The following is a 23,733-nucleotide window of genomic DNA, read 5'->3' on the forward strand; positions in this document are numbered from 1 at the left end:
ATTCGAGGTGTGCGAATTCCGTGTTTATTTCCGGTTTTTACCGAATTTCTCCAATTTCCCGCAAGACCGGCGTCCGAAAAGACGCCGGTGGTCAGTCGGGATCATGGTTTGATGGGCAAAATTTGAACCGCATCAGCGTGGGCATTCCCTCCGGCATTCTCGGCGGAGACAGTCACACGGACGGTTTCATTGGCTTTCAAATCAAACTCTCCGAGGGAGAGAAATCCTTCGTCGATCGGTGGCGTTTCCCGCATATCGACTTTGACAGTCTTCGTTTCCGTCGACGTTTTCACCGTGACGGGCACGTGGGCACCGCGATTCTCATGGGAAAGGTAGGCGATGCGAATTTCGTATCGTCCGGATTTCTTTGGTTTGTGTTCAAACGTGACCGCTGTGTTCTGTTTGGAACCGGCATAGAGATAATGATAACCGACGTACCCTTTCAATCCGGTTCCGGCGGTCCATTTGCCGGTCATCTTGGCTTGATGATCATCAATAATCACGCCGTCCAGCTTGGCGGGATCGAGTCCGGTCGGCGGACCGTTCGGACCAGCGAGCGGTAGGGCGTCAGCGGGAATCTCAATTTCGCCGCCCAAACTTTCGCGACGCGCTTTGCCGGGAAGTTGCAGCAGTTCATGCATGACATCCCAATATTGATGGTACACATCACGCGGCGAACACCCACGCGTCACGCAGACCCAACTGGCTTTGCCGACGACTTCGCCCATCATGCCGCAGGTCTTCATCACCCGTGTCGTGCCGAGGGCTTGGTGTGTCACGCTGATGCAGCGGCCGGCCATAAAGAGATTGTCGACGTTTCGCGAATAGAAACAGCGATACGGCACCGGATAGCCATAATTTCGGTCGATCCGGCGGTCGTGCACGGCGATCGAAATGAAGGGATTATCGGGGAATTTCTTCGCGTATTGTTGCTTCGGATAGTGAAGGTCGATTGACCATGTACTCGGCACGCAGCCGTCTTTGAAGTCTTTTTTAGAAACGACATCATCCTGCGTGAGCACTACATCTCCCATCAACCGCCGGGATTCCCGAGGACCGCCAATGTAAGCGATCCAGGTCAGGAACGCAGTCTTGTGTTTGGCGGCACCGTCTTTGTTCTTCATCGCATTGAAAGCACCGAAGACGGCTCGCAGGTTCCAATCGCGAATGCCCTCGGCATCGCCGAGGGCGTCTTTGTTGAAACCCGATTCCCAGAACCATTGGCCATGATGATCCCGTGGATACGGAAAGTCTCGCATCGTGAGATCGAGTGCCCAGGGAGTTTCGGGGAAGTCGACTTCTTTCTCGCCTTCACCCCAGGCCCACATGTTGCTCATGCCCATGCGGTCTTTGGGGGTCATGTCCCAATCCGCTTCGGCGAGTGCGCCGATTGTGCCGTGCCCGGTCGCATCGACATACAACCGCCCACTAAATTTCGTGTGCTCACTGGTACGGGTGTCGAAAGCATAGACAGCGTTGATCGTTCGTTGATAACCGTTTTCACTGTCTTCGAGCTTCGTCGAATCAACTTGATACGCATGATGGTTCAGGAACAGATCGATTTTGTCTTCCGCTCGAACGATACGTTCTTTCTTGGCGTCTTCGAATTCCTCGTACGTGCCGGGGGATTTCTTGGCGTGATCGCTGAATTCTTCGACGATTTCCCCGATGCGGGGATACTTCCCACGGCGAATGTTGCCCATTGCCCACACCCGGACTTCGCTGGAACCGTTACCGCCGAGCACCGGGCGATTTTGAATCAGAGCCACCTTGCAGCCCATCCGCGCGGCCGACAACGCCGCTCCCATGCCGGAGTAACCCCCGCCGATGACCACCACATCGTAGCCGGATTTTTCGGTCGGTTCTTCCTTCAATCCGAGCAAGTCGCGTCGCCATCCCGGAAGGATTTTCGAAGCGTTCGGCGGCGGTTCGGAATCTGTGGTGAAGTAGATCGCATCACAACGTCCGTCGAAACCAGTTAGATCTTTCAGAGCGAGATCCACATCAACGGGACCAGATTGATCCGCGTCGCCGATTTTCACCGTGCCGCCGTCGTGCCAGAACCATTCGGCTCCGCTGGTGCCGAACGTCTCGTCCAGTGGTTGACCGTTGACGAGCAGTTGGAACCGTCCAGGTTGACCAGGGGCATCCCATCGGGCGACCCAATCTTTCGTCCGCACGAACACATGGTACGTGCCCGCAGCAGGAAACTTGACGGTCGTTTTGGCATCCGCCACCGGGCGACCGAGACCATGGGCAAGCAAGTACGGCGAACCCATTTCGTGGATGAATTGCGTATCGAGTTTCCAACCACCATGGTCTTGGAAACTCTCCGCTTCAACCAAAAGGGATTCCGCGAAAACCGGTGTGCTAAGACAGCCGATCAGCACGAGAGCAAGTATTGAACGCATGGGTTGAGACCTCAATAGAATTCGACGTGTGCCACGTTTTTGTAAGCCGTCGAGATGAACTGTGTGGATTGGTTTATTCAACGCACAGAGTTGTGGCACACTGATGATGATTCATTCAGACATTCGCTGCAACGAGTGAGGCGAGGACTTTCCGCGTGCCGACGAAGGGGCGGCGACCGTGCATGACCACGAAGTTATCGACCAACGCCACATCGCCACGTTGCCAAGGAACGTCGAAGCTCAGTTTGTCACCAAGTTCGACCGCAATCGCGACGGCATCCCGGTCGAGCGGGCTGCCATCGCCGAACGTGATCGCCTTCTCCGCATCATTTCGACTGTCTTGCCAATGGGCGGCAGCAATGAGTTGATTGAAGAATGTTTTGCGACCATCCGGAAGCGTCCGCACCGCCGGCATCACTGGAGTGGTCATTCGCAAGCAACCGTCTTCTAGCCACTCCCATGAGTAACCGAGTTCCAAAAGTCGTGCCTCGGCGGCGGCTTTCGTGTCTGCTCGCAATGTGCTCTGCCAACTTCGGCCCATGCCGGACTTGGGGTCGTCCACAGCCGGCATCACGTTGGAATACAGAAGTCCTTTTTGCTCGCAATCGTCGGCGAACTTCGGACAGGCTTTTTGAAGTTCGCGGAACAGAATGTCGGATCGGCACAGCGGTGTGGCTCCGCCTTCTTCCGCAGCATGTTCGCAGAAAAAGAACAACCGACTCGGGTAGACCGGTGTCTGAGCCATCTCGTGATGCAGGAAAATCGTCACTTCCGACGGCGCTTCGTTCGCCGTGAACACCCGCGGTGTGCGATTGACCCGCACGGCGTTCGATAGCGAATCCCGATATGCAAAATTCTCGTAATCGAACGCTGTAATGAAGGCATCGAAATCTTGATCGGATGTCAGCGGAAAATCCCGGAATAGAATCGTCCCGTGTCGCGAGGCTTGCTCATCGAGTTCATCGCGGTTCGCTTGGACCCAATCACGGACGGCTTCCACGGTCGCGTTGGCCGTTCGACACGCCAGAACCAGCGGGAACGGGATGCCGTCGTATTCCTGCTGGGTTGGCAGCGACAAGGGTTCGACGGTTAGAGTTTCAGTCGACATAAAAATTACTCATAGATCGGAAAGAAGGTATTGAACGCTTCCTCGCAGAACACGCCGGGATCGTTGAATCGACGGTTGCGATTCAGGCTGGCAATGGTCTGCATCTCTTGGTTGGTCAGCTCGAAATCGAACAAACTGATGTTTTCTTTGAGCCGTTCGGGCTTGGATGTTTTGGGGACGATTGCCGTTCCCCGTTGCACCCCCCACCGGAGGACCACTTGGGCCGGTGATCGACCGTGCGATTCCGCAATGGCTTTGATTTCCGGCAAGTTCATGACCGATTCCTCTTTCTCGGCCATGCCGATCCCCACGTACGACGGGGCACCCAGCGGAGAGAACGCCGTTACCGCGATGTCTTCCTGCTGGCAGTATCGAACGAGCTTTTCCTGCGTGAGATACGGATGGGATTCAATCTGCAAGACCGACGGACGGATTTCCGCGTAGGACAAAACATCGCGAATCAGGCTGCAATTGAAGTTCGAGAAACCGATGTTGCGAACCAAGCCCTCGCGAACTAACGACTCCATCGCTCGCCAAGTTTCCTGAATCGGAACTTTTGCCGGTTCAATTTTCGGCTCGGCGGCGTCTGGGTCGGTGAACCAACCGGGCGGATAACGGGTCTCGAACGGCACGAATTGTTGCGCGATCGGAAAGTGGATCAGGTATAAATCCAGCGCGTCGACGCGGAGATCGCGGAGCGTTCGTTCAAGGGCCGGGCGAACGTGTTCGGCGGCGTGATAGGTGTTCCAAAGTTTTGAAGTCAACCAGACGTCACTTCGCGAAACGGCACCGGAATCGAAAATCGCTTGCAAGCCCTCGCCGACGGCGTCCTCGTTGCCGTAATCACAGGCACAATCGAAATGCCGGTAACCGGCATCGACGGCCGATTGAATAAGGGACGGGGCTTCGGACGGATCGACTTTCCACAGACCCAAACCCACCGATGGGAGTTTGTCGCCTGTCGAGAGTGTCAACGAACTGGACATGATGGATTCCGATGTGTTTTCGTGTTGATGATTCCGGCGGACGTGCATTGTACCACGCGGAAATCAGAACGAAAACAGACCGAGCCTGAGTCAACCAGTCATGGGTTCAAATGCTCATCTGGACGGGGCGATTCGGTATTATTCGTCGTTGGAAACCAGACCGGCTTGTTGTGCTTGCAGCCACAAGGCCCAGGTTCGTTCGTCGTAACCGAAGTTCTTGCCGGTGATCTTTTTGAGAGCACTCAGGACTTGGGGATTCTCGTGGTTGACACTGACCGTTACGGTTTTCGTGGGGCGACCGGCGGCACCGGGATCGTTCACCACGGCCCCGTTGAACATGCCTGTCCGTAAACCGACTTCGATATCCGGCGGCAGTTGCGTGCCACCACCGTATGTGCCGTTGGCTCCGAAACTGTAGGAGTCTTCGGGGACTTGAATGCGGTATTGATGCGTGGTGACCAGGGCGCCAATGAGTGCGGGCACGGCTTGGTCGTCACCGACTTGTTCCAAAGCCGCTCCGGCTCGGCAGACGATTGTATTCAAACCATTGCTGAGTTCCCGAGCGTAAAGCGACATTGCGAGTTTGTACTGCTCTTCCGGAATGGCGTCACGGGCGGCCCGTCGGATTTGCGGAGCAACGTCAAACAGCGACTGCTTCACCAGCGGCGTCACTCCCCGAGGACCGGAGATCTGCCCGAGAATTCCGACGTACAACGATCGCATGGACACGTTGGGGTCGTCACTGAAGAAATAGGACAACGCCGGAACCGCATGCGGATCGCTGATTCGTTTGAGCTCGGCGAGTGCCTGCTGACTTTGGGCCGGTCGGCTGAGCAGGTAGCCCTTGAGCTGCCGAATCTTCTTGATCCAATCTTTGTCCTGTTGGTCATGGGACTCGGCGTCTTCGAGCAACGCCTTTTCCTGAGGCGTGATCCATTTGCCATCGTGTTTGACGTATCCTTGGGAGAGGAACTTTTCCTCTTTCGTCATCCAAGTTCCATCGTGCTGAATGTGGCCGAGGCTGCGGTGAGCGTCTTCGTGGTCGGGGGCGAGTTCCACCACGCGTTCCAATTCGCGTTCGCGTTGAGCCGGCAATTTGTTTTTGAGGCACCAAGTGGCCAAGTCCCAATGGGCTTCCACGGTGTTCGGGATTCGGCGGCTTCGCGTCTCATACTCTTCGACGGCTTGCGATCGCCGGGTGACAAAGTCGATTTCCTCCTGCGGAATGATCAACGTTGCACCGGTCGGTGTCGTGATCGTGACTTCCGGAAGATCGGCCACTTTCGTCTTGTGTTCGAACTGCCCACGGACTTCGCCTCCGCTGTTCAGTTTGATTAAGTCCGCGAATGCAATCGGAGCAACATACTGAAACGCTGCAACGACCGAGAGCAGTGTGATGATGCGAATCCCCATGGAACCCTCCGAATGAGTCTTCGTCGAGATCGGTTTGCGGTTTTCGATAACCACAGAACAACCGCTAGAATGGTTCCTCAGATTCTATCCGGAGCGATGAACGAATCTCAAGTGGTGGTTGACGCGGCGGATGACTATGGGTGAGTTCAATGACCCATGCCAACCCCATCCCCAATAGCAATACCAGCGATAATTGGATTCGGTGATGCGAATGCAATTCCACTTCCGGGAGGAGATCACCCAGCGAAATGCACAAGAAGACACCCGCTGAGAATCCCAAGGCACAGCCCACGATGAATTGGTGTTCGGCTCCGAAGGCTTGAACTCCCAGAAAGAACGCCAATGCTCCGATCGGGCACATCAACGCAAAGCCGAAGTTGATGACGTTCCGCCAAGTCGTCGACCAGCCGGAAGCCGCCATCAAAGACGTGATGGAAACGGCGTCGAGCGGCTTGTGCAAAAGGATCGCTAAGAAAGTGCTGAATCCGAAAAGCGACCATCGAACGGGGGAATCTTCTTGTGCGGCGACATCCGCCCCCAACGCCATCCCGTCAATCAGTGTGTGAAGTGCCAACCCGAGTGTGACACCGAACCAACCCCAGCGGTGGGCAATCGGGGAGTGGGCATGATGACCGCCATTATCGTGGTCGTGATCATGCAACTCTGACGAGTCGGCGGGTTCATGAGAATGAAAATGAAACGCCCGGATCAGGAAAAACATCGTCATCAAACCGATGGCGAGCCAGTTCGTCGATGCGTGGATGGAGCCCGTCAAGTGCAGGGAGTGAGGCAACAAATGGAACAACGCGATTCCCAGCATGAAACCACCCACGCCGCTGAGCAACATCTGCATCTGCGTGTGGCTGAGTTTCAAACGGTTCGCAAGCATCCCGCCGGTCAGCGAAGCCGCGACGATCAAGGTACAGTAAACCGAAATCAGTACCGTCGTCTGCATGAGTTGACTCGGTTCACAAACAGCATCAACAGATGCCAGATTTCCTTGGTCTTACTTGGCGATTAGGAAACTTGATGGTCGTTGAATTCCGGCCAACGTTTCCAGGCGTAGGTCCACTCCATCCACATCCGCATCAAGGACCACAGGAGCCGCATCTTGCCAAGCTCACCGGACGGCAGTTTCTGTTGCTGCGCGACGGACTCACGAGCGGCGTTCGCCAACCCCCATCGATCACCCAACTGACGACACAACGAATCGGCGGTTAAGTCCGGCGTGCTCGAACCTCGGCCGATGATCTCGTCACCTTCATCGTGACCCTCGAGATAACCGGCTCCGTGTGCAGTCACGAACATTTCGAATAGCCGTTCACGCCAAGGATCGATCTCCAGCGGCTCGCCTTGCCGTTCGGCTTCCAAAACCAATTCTTCGATACTGATCAGCAAATTATCCACCAACGACAAATCCTTGTTGGAATGCGACATGGAATCAATGGGTTGGGACGGCATGTTGGACGGAGGCTTTCGTCGATTGGAACCGACAGCCATCCTAATGAAAATGTAAGCGTCCATGCAACAGCCCCAAAAACATCCGGCGTTAAGTCGTCTGGTGATCAATAAAATATCAACCGTCTCTAACGGGTTGGCGAGTATTCGCTTTTTCAATCGCCTGTGCAAAGGCCGCTGTTTGGGTGTGCGTTTGTGTTCGCTTTGGTACACTCACGATACCAACGAAAGCCGCTCTTGTAGGATGAATTCGAATGCCAACTTCGCTGCTTCACCCTCGCGATGAAATCATGCAAACGATGGAGCGAATCTATCGCTATCGGATGACAACTACTTCGGGGGGCAACCTCTCCATCCGGGACGGTGAGGACGTTTGGATCACCCCGGCTCGGATCGACAAAGGTAGTCTCCGCCGCGATGACATTGTCTGTGTTGCGAAGTCTGGTGACGTTACCGGGCCACACCGCCCGTCCTCGGAGTTTCCGTTCCATCAAGCCATCTACGAGCGGCGTCCCGATTTCGGCGGCATTGTGCATGCTCACCCTGTAGCATTGGTTGCGTTCAGCATTGCCGGGCAGATTCCGCAAACCAGACTGTTTCCCCAAGCTCGGCATGTTTGCGGAAACGTCGGGTTTGCGCCGTACGCATTGCCGGGCAGTCAGAAACTCGCAGAGAACATCGCCGATGCCTTTGAAGATTCCGTTAACGCGGTGGTCTTGGAAAATCACGGGGTCGTCGTCGGCGGTCGTACGCTGTCCGATGCATATCAACGCTTCGAAACCCTAGAGTTCCTTGCCAAGATCCTCATCAAAGCCGGTCACATCGGAGACGTGAACTCCCTGACCGATTCACAATTCTTGGCGTTCCAGAATCGACAAGTCGATGTGGCACAGACCGTGCAAGACAGCAGTTCCTCGCCGGAGATGTCCAGCAACGAAAAGGAGTTGCGACGACAGTTGAAGCAATTTGTTAGACGTGGATGTCGTCAGCGTCTCCTCATTAGCACCGAAGGCAGTTTTTCGGCGAGACTCGGTGAGGACTCGTTCCTGATCACCCCGTCTCAACAAGACCGGGAGCAGCTGGATTTAGGCGACTTCGTGCGAGTTGACGGTGATGAATGCGAAGCCGGGAAGACACCGAGTCGGGCGAGTCGAGCTCATCAGGCGATCTATCGACGGTATCCCAAGGTGGAATCGATCGTGTTTGCCCACCCCGTCAACGCCACAGCGTTTAGCGTCACGCAAAGCAACTTGGATGCTCGCACGATCCCCGAGAGCTATCTCTTTCTTCGAGACGTCCGACGAATCCCGTTTGGGCTGCCGTATCAGGATACCAACGCACTCGCGGATCAAATTTCGGTGGATCAACCAGTGGCCCTGTTAGAGAACGATGGGGTCTTGGTCATCGGGACCAGCGTGCTGGATGCGTTTGACCGGTTGGAAGTTCTGGAAGCTACCGCTGAGGCACTGATCAACACTCGTCCGCTAGGGCCGGTAACGTCGATGTCCGAGGAGGTGATTCAAGAACTCCGTGATGCATTCTTGTCAAAGTAGCCAAGTGAAAAAACGTTTGCGGAGCCTGTTGGAAATTCTCAGATGTGTGTTCTGTCGTGACGGGATGTGAGGCAACGTTGTCCTCGCATCACACGACGCATAGTTGACTGAATTTTAGATCGATTGGGAGCGTCAAATGTCGTGCAAGATCACCGAAGTTGACAGTGGCAAGATTGTTGAAATCGAAATCTCAGGCAAACTCACTTCGGAAGCCTACGGGATGTTCGTTCCGCTGATGGAACAAAAAATTCAGCAGTTCGGCAAAGTGCGGATGCTCGTTGTGCTGCATGATTTCCACGGCTGGGAACTCAGTGCGTTATGGGAAGACATCAAATTCGATGCCAAGCATTTCAGCGACATCGAGCGTTTGGCACTTGTCGGCGAGAGCAAATGGGAAAAAGGAATGTCTGTGTTCTGCAAGCCGTTTACAACAGCCAAGATCAAGTACTTTGATCAGGGCGAACTTGCCGAAGCTCGCCAGTGGATTCAGTCCGAGGATTGATCGCCGGCATCCCGTGGCAATTCTGAATTCCATTCGCGGATCGCTTTGTGAAGGCGATCCGCAACTTTCGGGTTCGCGTCGACTAGGTTATTGGTTTCGGCAGCGTCTTCCGACAAGTCATAAAGTTGTGGACTGCTGCCGTCGTAGTTGACCGTGAATTTCCACTGACCGTCACGCACGGCTAAGTCTGGGTTGTCCTCATCGTATCCATGACCAAAACCCGGGCGGTCTGGTGGACGTCGCCAGAAGATCGGCGATTGTCGACTCTGCTTTGAATGCCCGAGCAGCGTCTCCGCGAGATTTTCGCCATCGAGTTTTGCGTTCTTTGGCACGTTGACATGACAGATGTCGTAAAGGGATCGGTTGAGGTCGAGTGCGCAGAACACGGATTCCTCGTTGACCGTGCCGGTCTTTTCTTTCGCGAGCAATCCTGGTCCCCACGTAATGAGTGGCGAACGGATTCCGCCTTCGTACAGCCAAGTCTTCCCGCCACGCAATGGGTCGGACGAACCGGCACCGACATCATGACCGTTGTCCGAACAGAGGACGATCAAAGTCTGACGGCGAAGTTCTTCGTCATTACGAATTCGGTTGAACAACGCCGCGAGTTGTTCGTCCAACGCATCTAGCACACCGTGATAGAGTGCTCGACGACCATCCTTCCATTTTTCGAGCGGTGGAAAGAACGGGGCGTGCACATCGTCCGGCCAAACATTCACATAGAATGGCTTCTTGTCGGCCTGTGCTTGATCGATGAACTTCAACGCCGCTTCGACAAATCCGCCAGTGATTTCAGAGCGTTGCATCCACGTGACCGGTTCGCCCAATCGCACAGCCTTTTGCCAAATTCGGCCCGGTTTTTCCCAGCCAGGTTGCATCGTCAGTGGGAGAAGCTTGGCTCCCATGCCTTCAAAATTTGTCAGGCTTTGATCGAATCCATACGCGGTGATCGGCGGTGCGTTGTCGACATCTCGTTGCCCACCCATATGCCATTTGCCAAAATGCCCGGTTGCATAACCCGCTCGCTGAAGTTCACGGGCTAGCATGGGGGCTTTGACATCCAGCCATTGAGCCATCCCACGTTCCCGATTGCTTCGTCGATTGTTCAAGTACGACGTAATCCGCCAACGTTGCGGGTATTGTCCCGTGGAAATTGCGACGCGTGACGGAGAGCAAATCGGCGAGTTGACATAAAACTGCGTGAAGCGAATTCCTTCAGACGCGAGTTGGTCAATATGCTGAGTCCGCGGGCCTTGGCCATCGAAGCAGGACAAGTCCGTCCAGCCCATGTCGTCGATAAACACCAAGATCACATTCGGGTGTTCGGGGCCACGGTCTATTGCGGAGACGGATCGGCATGGGAGAGAAAACAAGACCGCAAGGACAAGCCAGAAGGTTGATTTCCACATCAGAGCGCTCTCGATCGAGTGATTGGCTTTGTTTCGTTGGTCGAACCTCGTTTCAGAAATGGACTCCATCAAACGAGCACCAACAGTTCCTCACCCTATCGCTTGTCTGTTTCGGAAGCAAACCCATGGGGCGTCTTGAAGCGGCTTGGTTGATCCACGAAAAAACCGGGGTTCAGCAGTTGCCGAACCCCGGTCAAAATTTGTTGCCGAACCTTCGATGTGCCAATTCGATTATTCGAAGTTGCCTTTGACGAAGGTATCGGTGTTCAAGAACGTTCCGGTGTAGACTTCAAACGCGTTAACTTCGCAGGTGCCGTCGGTGTAACCATCGGTTTGGTTTGAACCGTTTTCTGCTGGGAAACCTGGGTTGAAGAATCCGTCGCCGTTGAGGTCGGCAATTTGCTTGACCGAACCGTCAGCCATCAGGACGTTCGCACCACCACGGTGAACGCCGAACCAGTCGCGGAGGTCTTGCAGAATGACTCTGTCATCGAAGGTCGCCGTATCGTCACCGGTTGGGGTCGTCCCGCCGACCGTGACCGGATTTGCGTATTCGCTCTCTGGATAGTTCGAGGAGCCAACCACGGTTCCAACTGTCGGGAAAGTTAGTGGCAAGAACTTGTCGACCAGCACGAGATGAGGAGCGGCTCCACCAGCACCTTTGACCAATTTGATGGAGCTGCCGTTCCAGTATGCAGGACCGTCATTGAAAGACTCAGCCAATCGTGCACCAGCGGTCAAACCTGCATCCGTGATGGAACCGTCGAGGTTCAGCAGCGTTTCTTTGAGGATAGCTTCGCCGATGTCTCCAGGTGCCCCGTCGGCCAACATTCCGATTGAGCTTCCAGGAACGTCAGCTTGGCTGATTTGGTTTTGTGTCAGCGGGCCTTTGGTGTTCAGAATGCTTTTCAGGTCGCTACCGTCGGTCCGGGCATCTGGTCCGCTGGCGACAATGTTGGTGTCGACCCAACGGCCTTGTTTACCGGCAGAGTCGGTCATGCCAAGTGTATTGGCGCTAGCCAATCGTGGTTCGCTACGCACCATGTGCCAACCGGAAACGTAGTTGGAGTTGTAGCCTTTTCGGACCGTCTCACCGACCATCTCGGCTGCGGAATCGTAGGTGACGCCTTCGTAGGTGAGGTTGCCCGCGGCGAGAGCACCACAGATCCCTTTGTCTTGACGATCGTAGAACGAGCCTTGGCCGTTGTTCGTGCTACCGCCGAGGAGGTCGTTCAGTTTTTCCATGCCCTTGAGTTCGTTCGATGGGCAACGGATTTCGTTGGGATTTCCGGCATTGACGCTGACCATGTCGGCAACCCAGCCGTAGGTGTCCCAACAACCGTCACGTTTGGAGTCGTAGGCACCGGAGCAAAGTCGTTTTTGCGGGTCTTTATCGGAGAATGCGTACAAGGCAATTCCGATTTGCTTGAGATTGCTGCGGCACTGTGTCGAGCGAGCAGCTTCCCGAGCGGATTGAATGGCTGGCAATAACAAGGCGATCAGAATCGCGATGATCGAGATCACAACAAGAAGTTCAATCAGGGTGAAACCGCGACGTTGCGGCTTTGTCACATTCGAGCGTTTCATCGAGTCCTCTTCCTCTAGTCACCAAATTGGGTCATGTTGCCTCGAAGACATCTCCGAGCGCAATGCGAGACAGTTCAAGCTTCTACCATCAACAGTGGTGGTCTTCCCGGACCAAGACGAGTGCATGCACGCAGATCAGTTGATCGCAGTATCCATTGCGGTCAACACGCTGGCGATCGTCATTCCTGAGTACTACGACCGATATATTTTGGGAGTGTGTGGAGCATTGATGTCTGATCCATCAACTTTCCTACATGATTTACTGGAAAGTTTGGTCAACAACCGAGCAATCAAGATTGATAGAGAACGGTTACGTGGCTTGACCAACTCTTGCGTGAGAACTCTAATTGCGGAATGTGAGCTTTTTGTGAAGCTGTAGCGAGTTTCTCAATAATTTGAGGAGGCGCAAAGAAACTACCTAGACCGTATGGAAGTCTTCTGTATCTGCGGCGAACGCAAAGAAGACATGGTTTCCAGGCACTCAATAGAAAGAACCTGTTACGACTAGGTGTGAGCCACTCGTGGGGCGATGGTTTTTGATTGCGAAATCAATGGCAAACCGTTTGCAGTATTAGGTAAACTCACATTCGAATGACAAGTGAGCTGATTACTAGTTTTTTCGTGAGAGTACTAGTTTTGGCGGGATGAGCTAGGCGGCTTCTCGATGAGAACTCGAAGAGAGTGTGCTCCAAGTTGCTAGTTCCCACGGGCACTTAGCAACCTGAGGGCGTGGCCATTGATCGCTAACCGCCTCTGATGGTTGACCGGATGGTGGTTGCAGGCGGTCAAGAATTTCCGTCGCCAGTTGGGGAGCGAGGACGAGTTTCGTCGGCCACGCCGTCAATATGTTGCCGGTTTCGTCGACTTGGTAAGTTTCCGGACGACCACCGTTCGAAGTGCGTCCTTCAGCACGATCAACGCGATACGTGGCCCACTCCACATTCGAGAAATCAATCTTCGGAAGAACTACGGATAGTTCAGCCTGCGCACTCGCAATCAATTCGCGAGCCGATTGTGTGACCCCGGTTTCCGAAAGTTGTCCGCCAATTTGCCAAACGGTTCGATTTTCAGAATCCATATCGCTAGTGATCGTCACGCGTGTCTTCGCACCGTCCACGCAATGACCATTTAGTCTCGGCAGCGGACCCCGTGCAAGCACCATATGCAGTGGTCGACGTTGCATGGTTTGCGAATTCAATCCAGCTTGTCGGCGGAGCGTGGCATTTCCAGCCCCAGCGGTGAAGATGATTTGCGTTGGAGCTACCGTCAACGTTTCTTCCGTATTCGGGTGAACGAAGCGGATTGACTGAACTTGCCCATTCCGCGCAAGTTCAAACTCAGTTCGATCAGCATCGACTTGAATGATCGAATCCTGATGCTTTGAAGCCAAGTTCTTGATCAGACCGGCGGGCGAAATGACTTGTTCTTCCAAACGGGCTACAGTGCCCGGCACACCGTCTAAGGCTTCCGGACGGTCTTGGTGATCCAAGTTTTGCGGAGCCACTCGCAATCCGAATTTTGCTCCGATCATCCCGAGACGTGACGAGACGGAATCGGTTCGCCATAGATAGCAACTGTCACTCCGAACGGGAGTTTCGGAGAGATCCGGCTGACGCTTTCCGCTGAGACAATCCCGCCAGATTTGGGGCATCTCACGGATGGCCGCCGCCGAACCGGTGAGCAATCCTTGCAACGTGTATTTGAGTCCGCCGTGGATGATTCCCTGGGACGCGACCGTCTGACCAGTTCCCAACGCAGATGCTTCAATAAGTATCGCCGAATACCCAGCACGGATGGCATCGTCCAACAACCACAAGCCTGCAACACCACCACCGAAGATCACCAGATCACGCTGCAACATGTCGAATTCCTCGTCCCGATCATTCATGCAAAGTTGGCTTACCAAAGATGACTTTGAGCAAATTCAACCACGTCACCAAATAGCACGTAGAAGAGACTCTTTTGACCACAGTGAATCTTTCCGCGGACTTCGGCTCCGATTCGGCGTTGGTCGATTTGAGCGGCGTCCACGTCCACATGCACATCGATCACACTGCCCTCGGTTGCGGAGACGCTTGTGCGGGTCGCGATTTCACCGAGGCTCCCCGAGAACCGACGCTCCGGATCGGTCGCCAACACGAAATCGACTGGCAACTCATGCGAACTCGACTGCGTCGAGGCTTCGAGAAGATGACCCAAACGACGTTCCGGCAACTTGAGTTCCAGACGCCAAGGACCATCTTCGTTCATGACTTCCAGCAAACGCTCGCCACGTCGGACGGGACGACTTTGTAGAAGCTGCTCGACTTGGAATGTGGAAACCGTTCCATCGATCGGAGCCCGGACTGTGAGCTTTTCAATTTGCGATTCGAGTTCGATCAGTTGTTGGCTAAGGCTGCGAATTTCGATGGCGGTTTGGGCATAACGCCCACGCAAACGAATTTCTTCTTCGCGTTTGGATTCGCGACTGGCGGAGGCAATCCCGGCTTCCAAAGTCTTGAGAAGTTGTTGTTTCTCGGCGAGTCTTCCGCGGGTATCAAGTTGCTGGGTGTTGAGTTCGTCGTTGTGGAGTTTCAGCAGAACATCGCCCTTGTTGACGTGGTCTCCTCCTGTGATGGCCAGTTCCGTGACCTCACCATCCCAGGGAGCGAAAATCTCCTGCCGCACTGAGGGCATCAATTGCCCGGTGCCTTCCACTCGGTAATCCGCCGGAATGAATGCCAACCCACAGGCGACGCCGGCGAGCAGACAAATCGCCAACAGCGTTTGCCATACGATCCGCCCGTGAAAGCCTTGCCAAATTCGCCCCAGGAATTTCCAGAACGACAGCAGAAAAATCTGGTGGTGTGTTCGGGCGTTGTGTAATGCGGTTCCGAGGTGGTCGGCGAGCAATTCGGTTTGTTTTAGCTTCGGTGGTGTCAGCCAGCCTTCGGTGGTCCGTTCGACGATGAGTACGCCGAAGCACTTTTGCGACCGGTAACGACGCTTGTCCTTTTGGCGTTCTGATTCCATGAGTGGTGACGGCTCCAAGAGCGGCACCATTCGGACCATGCGGGATCGGCTTTCCTTGACGAAGTTTGTCAATGGTTTCAGAAGTGACGGAGGCAGCCCGTCGGTGTGACCAACGTACGTGATGGGTTGGCCGGCACGCAAAATCGGACGAGCCAACTGTCGCATGGCCCGGATCAAATTGGAACGACGTTTTACGCGGGCTTGGCCACTGACCGCAATGATCTCTGTACGGACACCCCGTTTGACCGCAATACTCACGCGATCGCAATTCAGCAATTTGCGTCCATCGTTTGCAGCCGTTAACGCGACTTCCTGTGGATCGAGACTGCGATGCAATCCCCCAATCGTGCGTTCGAATTCGGACCAAAACCCGAGTTGTCGATCCGGCGAAGTCGTTTCGTCACGCCACGACAAATACCGACCCGCATACGCGGCTGCTTCTTCCAAGAATTGCAAATGTTCGAGTCGGTACAGTTCCGGCGAGTCGGTCGGCAGGAAGTGTTCCGCGACTCCCACGACACGATCACCCAACCGCAACGGCACCAACAACAACACGTGTTCGCTCGGGAGTTCGATGGCTCCCGTTTCCCCAGGAACGTGAATCACCGGTTCGCCAGACTTCAGAACCGCACCCAGCAGGAACAAGTTCTGTTGCACCACCGCACGGTTGCCGCCCATCCCGATTTTGTCGAGGTTCTGCTCACTCAACAAACCGATTCGCTCACCGGCGTCGAGCATCCAAACGGCCGACGCTACCGCACCTGTTTGTCGAGAGGTTTTTTCCAGCCATTGACCGAAGAACTGATCTTCGGCGATTTCGGACGTCGCCAATTGTTCAATTTCGCTGACGATTTGAACCGCAACCCGCGGATCTGATGGTCGGGGCGTCGGTTTTGGTGGCGTGTCCGGTCGTGGTGGGACAGGGGTATTTTGGCGTGTGGTTGTCTCGGGCATAGCGTGTCCGCTTCCTTGCAGAACATCCGCAATGGTCAATCATTCACGGTTGGTATCGCCGTGGAGTGTCGGCTGGAATCGCTATTCTGTCAAGATGAGGTCCGGCAGTATTCGGTTGAATACCGTCAACGCGAGACTTCTTTTCATCGAATGGCAATGCTCGTTTGGCGATGAGCGATCGTCATCCGCAAAGTCTCAAAGTTCGTTCAGCAAATTTTTCGCAGCCTTGGCGGTATCGGATGAGGGAGCCAGTTCAATGGCTTCTTCGAGGTATCGCCGAGCTTTCGCTGCATTGTTCTGCATCAGCAGTTTGCCGAACCGAAGTTTCGATTTTGCCTTCCGAAGTGCGTCGTCGGTTTCGGTGTTTTTTGGGGTTGAGGTCGAGGATTTTGTTTCCGACTCGTCCGCATCCGCGAGCATGGTTTGTGACGTGCGTTGATCTGGTCGGGGGAGGGGACGGGTGGAATCGTTTTCTTTGATGAGAAAATCGATTTCCCCCGAATTGTCAGCGAGTTGCCCCCACTCATCTTGGCATCGAACAAACAATTGACCGTCCGCTTCGGCGGTGAATGTTCCGTAAGTGTCGAGCTCGAATGGTTCACTCAATTTGTAGTCATCGAATAAAACACCGATCAACCGTCCGCGATTGTCCTCGTCACCCGCGGCGGAAACGGGCACGCCCTCTTTCGAGGTTTTCCAGAAGCCACCCGCGGAGTAGTTGTATTCGGTATCCTTGGTCAGCCGTGCCTTGGTGGCTTGCCAACCACGACCGGCTTCGATTTCCGACCGCAGCGTCCGACTTCGCGTCGGTGACACGAATTTCGCGGTCCAATCCCAACTGCAAAGGTCCGCACGGTAGCCGGTTTCCATCGACTTGAGCATCTCAAGATACTCGAACACGATTTCATCCGACATCGAACCATAGACTTGCTCGAAGCTGACGTTCTTTTTCATCAGTAAGCCCAGCCCGAGCGGCCGAAAACGTGCAGCGTAGTTCGTGTTGTTAGCCAACAAATGACATAACGCCCACCGCCACGCATAGTTCTGCCAAGAGTCGCCTGTGAATTCCGTCTGTGGGTTGACGATCTCGTTCAGGCTTTTCGGTTCGCTCTGCTTGAGATATCGCAGCACAATTTCGCTGCAATTCACGCTGGCATCGTCTTTTTTCCAGTATTGCCCCATCTCGGCCATGCCTTCGGAGTACCACAACGGTCCCGATGTGCCAAAGGTCTGGTGACAGTACGCATGCACCGCTTCATGCTGCGGTGTTCCGTGGTCCGCGACCGCGTACACCTTTGATTTCGTCTGCCGGGAGATTGCGGAAATCCGGGAGACACTCGCCGTGACACCGGCCCCACTTCGGATCTGTTGGATGCCGTCCGGGTCCATTTGAGCGAGAACTTGAGCCGGCCAACGGGTAATGTCCTCGGCCACGTACATTTCGATGACTTGTTTATTCGGTTGGCCCCAGTACGCGGAAATCAGCCCGAGCATCGTTTCCAACCGGGAGAGCAAATCGCGGGCATCCGCAGCCGCGAGGTCGGTGTACATGCGGAAGTTCCGCGACTGATACATCTGCACGTTGGCTGTCTGAGCCGACACTGGTCCGACTGCGACAACAAACACCATCAGAATCGTCAAGCAAATCAATCCAATTCGCGAACGCATTTCAATTCACCATCATTGAACGAGAAACTCGAGTCTTGAATGAGTGATCGATTGTACCCGGTCCGGTGGGAGATGTCTTCCGTTTTCTCTTGATCAAGTATCAAAAGTGACGCTTCGCAGAGCAATTCCCACGACACCGGCGGAAAATCGGTACAATTGACAGGATGAACGAAGTCAGAGATGGCATCCGATTTCATTTCGAGAACTCTTATTGATACGTGACGCGAGAATTCGTTTCAACAAGTGACCTCTGCTATTTGCGAAAGAACCCCATCATGTCTCAAGCTATTGCTGATCCCGAGGAGTTGCGCCATTTTGCCCAGCTTCTCAAACAATTCAACAACTCACTTGCCGAGCAGGCAACGGCCGTCTCTGGCCATTTGGAGACGCTGTCCACAACTTGGCGTGACCAGGAAAATCGCCGTTTCGCCGAAGAATTCGACAGAAACCTCAAGAGTATGGCGAGGTTTGTGGAAGTGAACGAACAGTACATTCCGTTCCTGCTTCGTAAAGCCGAGCGCATTGAGGAGTATCTACAACAGCGTTAACGACATGTTGATTCCAGTCTTTCGGATAACGGATCACACCGAGTTTCGGCTTCATCGCGATAGAAAGCCCCCATGAGCGGTTCCGCACACATTACCGATGTCGAAGCCATTGCGAATTTCCTGGTTGCTATTCGGCGGTTCCAGGATGAATCGTTGACGGCGTTGGCGATGCTCAATCAACAAGTTTCGCGGGCGTTGGAGTTCTTCGATCACGATCTGCCGAGCCAATGGAAGCAACGTGTTCGGCAATGCTATGACGATATCTCCGAGGCTCGCGTTCGGCTGGAGACCCGCCGGAATCGCACCGTTGGCGGGCAACGGCCAGCGTGTATCGAGGAAAAACAAGCCTTGGATGCGGCGAAGAGGAGTCTGCGTGATGCCGAGGGAAAAGTCGAAACCACACGTCGTTGGGCGATCAATTTGCACAAAGAAAGCGATGAATACCGAGGCCGGTCCGGACGCTGTAAATATTATCTCGAAAACGATCTGCAGCGGACGATCGTCTTGCTCGAACGAACTTTGGCGTCGGTGGAGAAGTATCTTGATCGGCCGCTGAACGACGCGAACGAATCTGAATCCTCCCCGACTAACGAGGGCAATTGACTCATGCGATCCGCCGATTTGAACACCGGAGCCGCGACACTCCAAACCGCCACGGAAACCCTGTTGGAACATTGGCAGGCGACGAAAGACGTCTGGAATGATGGCAACAGCCGACACCTCGAAGACGAGCACCTCCGCCCATTGCTGAAAGAAATCACCGACGCGTTGCGGGCGGTCAATCACCTGGGGGACGTGTTGAGCCAAGCTGAACGGGAATGCCTGCTCGAGACACGTCCCACGCTCTAATGGAATCTCGACATCAAAGCGACCAAAGTGATCCACCTATGAACGAATCTGATTCAAGATTTCAACCAGCTCGGTATCGGGAACTGCTCGATCGATTTCTCGCGGGCGTTCAGCAACGGCACGAAGCCCAGGAAGCCATCAACGTGATGCGGATGGCCGGGGAAGATCCGGAATTAGATGAACGCCGCAACGAACTCGCGAAGCTGATCGAGACCGCTGAGCAACAGCACCAAGAGATCGAAAGCGAATACGGCGAGCGATTGGCCGCTATCGAAACTGAGCATCAAGCCGAGATCGGAGCGGCTGAGTCTGAATATCGACTTGCGACCCGCGAAGCCAATCAAACTTGGTCCACGCAGACCGAAGCCGTGGAAGCCAAGTACCGCGACAACGATTGGATGTTATCGTCGCTGCTCGATGATGAATCGGACGACAGCCCCAAGCGTGAATACGAATCGTTCCGTGACCACACCGAGGCGACCGAGGAGCGATTGATCGTCGAGTTTGCGACGCTGCGAGAAACGTATGAGCGTGTTGCGGAAACGGTGCGATCCCGTGGCCACTGGCGTGGTGACCTGAGTAGTCCGCACGTCGAAACCGCGAAAACCACGGAGAGAGCCCGCGAACGTTTCGACGCGGCCAAAGCCGCATTCGACGAACATCACGCCAGTTTCGAGAAACGTTGGTTTCCAAGAATCGTCTCCGGTTGGCGTGTACTGGCTATTGGTTTCACGATTTGGTTGGCGGTTTTTGCCGTCTTGTTTTTCCTAGTTGATCCGCAACAAATTGGGCTGCGAAGTCTCGACCGCATCGGTTGGGCACTCGCCAGCGGTGGTGCTTTGGTTGTGGTTTGTGGGCTGATCGGTCTGATTCTGTGGGACATCGCAGCCCGCAAAACGTGGACGGCATTTATTCCGATGCATGAGTCGATCGTCATTGCCAGCGATGCCCAGCGACAATGGAACAAACGCTCCAAGGCGGAACTGCAACGACGCGAGAAAGACTTCCGGCAGCGACAGGCATTCGTTCAGAAACGTCGACGAATGGCCGAGGAAAAATTCAACACCGAACGCACCGAGCGGCTGGAAGCGCTCACGGTCACGCGGGATGAAAAACTCCATGCCGCCGCGATTGTCCAGGAAGAACGGATTCACCAAGTGAACACCGTTGCCGCTGAGCAGAAAACGGCGGTGGAACAGGAGCATCATCAACAGCTTGAGAATTGGACAAGGAATTTGGAGCAACGACGGTCCGAACTCGAAGATCGGATTGCGGAATTAGAAACTCATCGACTAACCGACGAAGCGAATCGCCGCACGACAATGGAACGTGAATGGTCACTCATGCTCAACGGTGTCCGAGAAGCGGCAGAGGAAATTCAATCGGCTGGCCAATCGCGATCGCATGAGTGGGACGAGGTGCTCCAATCCGACTGGCCGGTGCCAGAACAGATTCCATCACAAATGCGACTCGGTGATTTCCGGCTGGATCTGCAAAGTCATCTCGGAGGCCAATTCCAACCGGAGGCGGTCGATCTGGAAACGGAAACCGCGTGGAATCTTCCGTTGATGTTGCCGTTCCCGCATTCGCCGTCCTTGGTGGTCGAAACGAATCAAGGCGGTCGAAACGAAGCCGTCAGTGTATTACAGGTGGCGATGTTGCGATTACTCACGCAACTTCCGCCCGGCAAAGTGCGATTTACGGTGATTGATCCCGTAGGGCTCGGTGAACCGTTTTCCGCGTTCATGCACCTGGCAGACTACGACGACTTACTGATAACCAATCGGATTTGGACCGAGTCGGCTCATATCGATCAACAACTCACCGATCTGACCGAACACTTAGAGAACGTTTTCCAAAAATATCTGCGGAACGAATTTGAAACCATCGAAGACTACAACCATCACGCCGGTGAGGTTGCGGAGCCGTATCGGATTTTGGTGGTCGCTGGGTTTCCGTCGGCGTTTACCGAACGGGCGGCGTCTCGATTGACGAGCATCATGGCGAGTGGCCCCCGTTGCGGCGTTTACACACTACTGAGTGTCGACACCCGCCAGACCATGCCGCGTGGTTTCCAACTCTCCGATGTCGAGCAGAACGCGACCGTATTACGGTGGCAGGGGAACGGATTTGAAAGTTCGATCGATGGTCACTACGACTTGCCGATCGTCCCGGATGATCCCCCCGAACCGAACTTGTTCACGGGAATCGTGAGGAAGCTGGGCGATCTGTCGCGACATGTGCGACGAGTCGAAGTGCCGTTCCACCGCATCGTGCCCACCGAAGATCGGTATTGGACCGATGACAGTCGAGGCGTGCTGGATTGTCCGCTCGGTCGTTCCGGCGCCACGAAATTGCAGCATCTTCGCTTCGGTATCGGCACATCGCAGCATGCGTTGGTCGCTGGTCGAACCGGGTCTGGGAAATCGACTCTGCTTCACGTACTCGTCACAACATTGGCGTTGAAGTACAGCCCGGACGACATCGAATTCTATTTAATCGACTTCAAGAAAGGCGTCGAATTCAAAACGTACGCCTCCCACAATTTGCCGCACGCGAAGGTGATCGCCATCGAAAGTGATCGCGAATTCGGCGTTAGCACATTGCAACGGTTGGACGATGTCCTCAAAGAACGTGGGGAACTCTTCCGTGATCTCGGTGTGCAGGACATCGGTCAGTTTCGCGATACCCAACCCGACACACCGATGCCACGCATTCTGCTGGTCGTCGATGAATTCCAAGAGTTCTTTGTCGAAGACGATCGCCACTCCCAAACCGCGAGTCTGCTGCTTGACCGATTGGTACGTCAGGGGCGTGCGTTTGGAATCCACGTGCTACTTGGATCGCAAACGCTCGGCGGTGCGTATTCGTTGGCACGGACAACGCTCAGCCAGATGGCCGTTCGGATCGCATTGCAGTGCAGTGAGGCCGATGCGCACCTGATCCTCAGTGAAGATAACACCGCCGCACGGTTGCTGACACGGCCTGGCGAAGCCATCTATAACGACGCCAACGGCATGCTCGAAGGGAACAATTTGTTCCAGGTCGCTTGGTTGGGTGATGAAGAACACGACCGGTATTTAGAGCAAGTTCGCGATTTGGCGACGAAACACGGTCGCCAACTGGCCAGTCCAATCGTGTTCGAGGGAAATGTCCCAGCGAGTTTGAAACGAAACACTGAACTTGTTCAGCGGTTGCAGAACATGCCGCCGGATACCACCGAAAGTCCGCTTACAGTTTGGTGGGGGGAACCGGTTTCGATCAGTCATCCCACGCAGACTGCATTTGTGCGTCAGGCGGGAGCGAATGTGTTGATCGTCGGTCAGGCGGGGACGATGATTGAAGGTTTGTTCATTGGGGCGTGTCTAAGTCTTGCAGCAGGAGTGGCGGATGATGACGCTTCCGAACTACCAACCTTCTGCCGATTGACTGGTACAGACGACCACAATGCGAGCTGGGCCACGCTCTCGGAATTGCTGCCGCAGGCAATTCGGACTGTCACTCCAAATGGAACGGCTGATGTCATTCGTGAGATCGCCACGGAAGTGAAACGTCGAATTGACGAAAACTCGACGGCATCACCGGTGTTTTTGTTCATCGATGATGTCAGTCAGTTCCGCGACCTGCGGAAAGCTGAGGACGATTTCGGGTTCACAACCAGTCTCGATCGCGACAAACCGGCCAGTCCCGGCAAAGCATTTGGGGAGGTTCTCCGCGACGGTCCGGCGGTTGGCATTCATACCATCGTTTCTGCGAACTCTTACAACACGGTTGATCGGTGGTTCGGTCGTCAGTTGCTGCGGGAATTCGAAACTCGTGTCGTGTTTCAGATGAGTCCCGGAGATTCCAGCAACCTGGTCGACTCTCCTGCCGCAAGCCGACTCGGTCCGAACCGCGCACTTTTGTACCGTGATGATCAAGGCACCGTAGAGAAGTTCCGACCGTACGGCCCACCATCGCCCGAGACACTCCATGAACTTTTGGGCGATGGCACCGAAGCCGAAGTTGAGCCACCGCAACAACTTGACGTCGCGGAAGATATCAACGAATGGACCATTATGTAGACAAGTGTCTGGCGAAAAGCCGAGAAATGTTGGCGATTTTCTGAATGGTTGGCATGCGAAGAAGATGGAAAAATCTTCAAAAACCGCGATTGTGGCATTCTGAAGTTTCTGTTATCACCCCGCCTCGCAGCAATCTCTTGCATTACTACATTCACAACCGACTGCAACCGGTCTGACGGCGGGATTCGTGGACCGATTGGGGAGCATCTCT

General features: G+C 54.6%; 17 protein-coding genes. 6 read left to right on the forward strand and 11 right to left on the reverse strand.

From position 1 onward, the window contains the following. Nucleotides 1-101: 101 nt before the first annotated feature. From G6R38_RS09550 to G6R38_RS09575, 6 genes are all read right to left on the reverse strand, one after another. Nucleotides 102-2,411, reverse strand: a complete 2,310-nt coding sequence (locus G6R38_RS09550; RefSeq protein ID WP_166823464.1) for an FAD-dependent oxidoreductase — start codon at nucleotides 2,409-2,411, stop codon at nucleotides 102-104. Nucleotides 2,412-2,526: 115 nt separating this feature from the next. Next, nucleotides 2,527-3,519 carry a TauD/TfdA family dioxygenase gene (locus G6R38_RS09555; protein ID WP_166823467.1) on the reverse strand — a complete coding sequence of 331 codons (993 nt, stop codon included), beginning with the start codon at nucleotides 3,517-3,519 and terminating at the stop codon, nucleotides 2,527-2,529. 5 nt (nucleotides 3,520-3,524) lie between these two features. Continuing rightward, nucleotides 3,525-4,505: an aldo/keto reductase gene (locus tag G6R38_RS09560; protein ID WP_166823471.1), complete on the reverse strand. Its 981-nt coding sequence runs from the start codon at nucleotides 4,503-4,505 to the stop codon at nucleotides 3,525-3,527. A gap of 138 nt (nucleotides 4,506-4,643) precedes the next feature. Continuing rightward, nucleotides 4,644-5,918 carry a HEAT repeat domain-containing protein gene (locus G6R38_RS09565; RefSeq protein WP_166823474.1) on the reverse strand — a complete coding sequence of 425 codons (1,275 nt, stop codon included), beginning with the start codon at nucleotides 5,916-5,918 and terminating at the stop codon, nucleotides 4,644-4,646. Between the two features lie 64 nt (nucleotides 5,919-5,982). Beyond that, the gene (locus G6R38_RS09570; RefSeq protein WP_166823477.1) at nucleotides 5,983-6,873 is read right to left on the reverse strand and encodes a ZIP family metal transporter; all 891 of its coding nucleotides are present in this window, start codon (nucleotides 6,871-6,873) and stop codon (nucleotides 5,983-5,985) included. Between the two features lie 62 nt (nucleotides 6,874-6,935). Then, complete coding sequence (locus G6R38_RS09575) at nucleotides 6,936-7,355, reverse strand: hypothetical protein (protein ID WP_166823481.1); 420 nt, start codon at nucleotides 7,353-7,355, stop codon at nucleotides 6,936-6,938. Between the two features lie 275 nt (nucleotides 7,356-7,630). Between G6R38_RS09575 and G6R38_RS09580 the strand changes: the two genes are divergently transcribed. Together G6R38_RS09580 and G6R38_RS09585 are read left to right on the forward strand one after the other, a co-directional pair. Next, nucleotides 7,631-8,929, forward strand: a complete 1,299-nt coding sequence (locus G6R38_RS09580; protein ID WP_206028522.1) for a class II aldolase/adducin family protein — start codon at nucleotides 7,631-7,633, stop codon at nucleotides 8,927-8,929. 136 nt (nucleotides 8,930-9,065) lie between these two features. After that, nucleotides 9,066-9,431 (forward strand): SpoIIAA family protein, encoded by a 366-nt coding sequence (locus G6R38_RS09585; RefSeq protein WP_166823485.1) that lies wholly within the window; start codon nucleotides 9,066-9,068, stop codon nucleotides 9,429-9,431. Here the strand turns inward: G6R38_RS09585 and G6R38_RS09590 are convergent. The 5 genes from G6R38_RS09590 to G6R38_RS09610 form a co-directional block, all read right to left on the reverse strand. Next, nucleotides 9,416-10,840, reverse strand: coding sequence for a sulfatase-like hydrolase/transferase (locus tag G6R38_RS09590; RefSeq protein ID WP_166823488.1), 1,425 nt, complete (start codon nucleotides 10,838-10,840; stop codon nucleotides 9,416-9,418). The two genes, G6R38_RS09585 and G6R38_RS09590, sit on opposite strands and share 16 nt — an antisense overlap. A gap of 231 nt (nucleotides 10,841-11,071) precedes the next feature. Continuing rightward, on the reverse strand, nucleotides 11,072-12,427 hold the full coding sequence (locus G6R38_RS09595) for a DUF1559 family PulG-like putative transporter (RefSeq protein WP_166823491.1): 1,356 nt from the start codon (nucleotides 12,425-12,427) through the stop codon (nucleotides 11,072-11,074). Between the two features lie 649 nt (nucleotides 12,428-13,076). After that, on the reverse strand, nucleotides 13,077-14,288 hold the full coding sequence (locus G6R38_RS09600; RefSeq protein ID WP_166823494.1) for an FAD-dependent oxidoreductase: 1,212 nt from the start codon (nucleotides 14,286-14,288) through the stop codon (nucleotides 13,077-13,079). 38 nt (nucleotides 14,289-14,326) lie between these two features. Next, nucleotides 14,327-16,393: an HlyD family efflux transporter periplasmic adaptor subunit gene (locus G6R38_RS09605; protein WP_166823497.1), complete on the reverse strand. Its 2,067-nt coding sequence runs from the start codon at nucleotides 16,391-16,393 to the stop codon at nucleotides 14,327-14,329. A gap of 195 nt (nucleotides 16,394-16,588) precedes the next feature. Continuing rightward, nucleotides 16,589-18,061, reverse strand: a complete 1,473-nt coding sequence (locus tag G6R38_RS09610) for a tetratricopeptide repeat protein (RefSeq protein ID WP_206028523.1) — start codon at nucleotides 18,059-18,061, stop codon at nucleotides 16,589-16,591. Nucleotides 18,062-18,336: 275 nt separating this feature from the next. On the opposite strand from G6R38_RS09610, the gene G6R38_RS09615 reads away from it, so the two are divergent. The 4 genes from G6R38_RS09615 (at nucleotide 18,337) to G6R38_RS09630 (ending at nucleotide 23,522) form a co-directional block, all read left to right on the forward strand. Next, nucleotides 18,337-18,609, forward strand: coding sequence for a WXG100 family type VII secretion target (locus G6R38_RS09615; protein WP_166823500.1), 273 nt, complete (start codon nucleotides 18,337-18,339; stop codon nucleotides 18,607-18,609). Between the two features lie 72 nt (nucleotides 18,610-18,681). Further along, nucleotides 18,682-19,212 carry a hypothetical protein gene (locus G6R38_RS09620; RefSeq protein ID WP_166823503.1) on the forward strand — a complete coding sequence of 177 codons (531 nt, stop codon included), beginning with the start codon at nucleotides 18,682-18,684 and terminating at the stop codon, nucleotides 19,210-19,212. 3 nt (nucleotides 19,213-19,215) lie between these two features. Beyond that, the gene (locus G6R38_RS09625) at nucleotides 19,216-19,458 is read left to right on the forward strand and encodes a hypothetical protein (RefSeq protein WP_166823506.1); all 243 of its coding nucleotides are present in this window, start codon (nucleotides 19,216-19,218) and stop codon (nucleotides 19,456-19,458) included. A gap of 38 nt (nucleotides 19,459-19,496) precedes the next feature. Continuing rightward, nucleotides 19,497-23,522 carry an FtsK/SpoIIIE domain-containing protein gene (locus G6R38_RS09630; protein WP_166823508.1) on the forward strand — a complete coding sequence of 1,342 codons (4,026 nt, stop codon included), beginning with the start codon at nucleotides 19,497-19,499 and terminating at the stop codon, nucleotides 23,520-23,522. Nucleotides 23,523-23,733 lie beyond the last annotated feature (211 nt).

Origin of the sequence: Thalassoroseus pseudoceratinae (assembly GCF_011634775.1) — a bacterium.
GTDB classification, from domain to species: Bacteria; Planctomycetota; Planctomycetia; order Planctomycetales; family Planctomycetaceae; genus Thalassoroseus; species Thalassoroseus pseudoceratinae.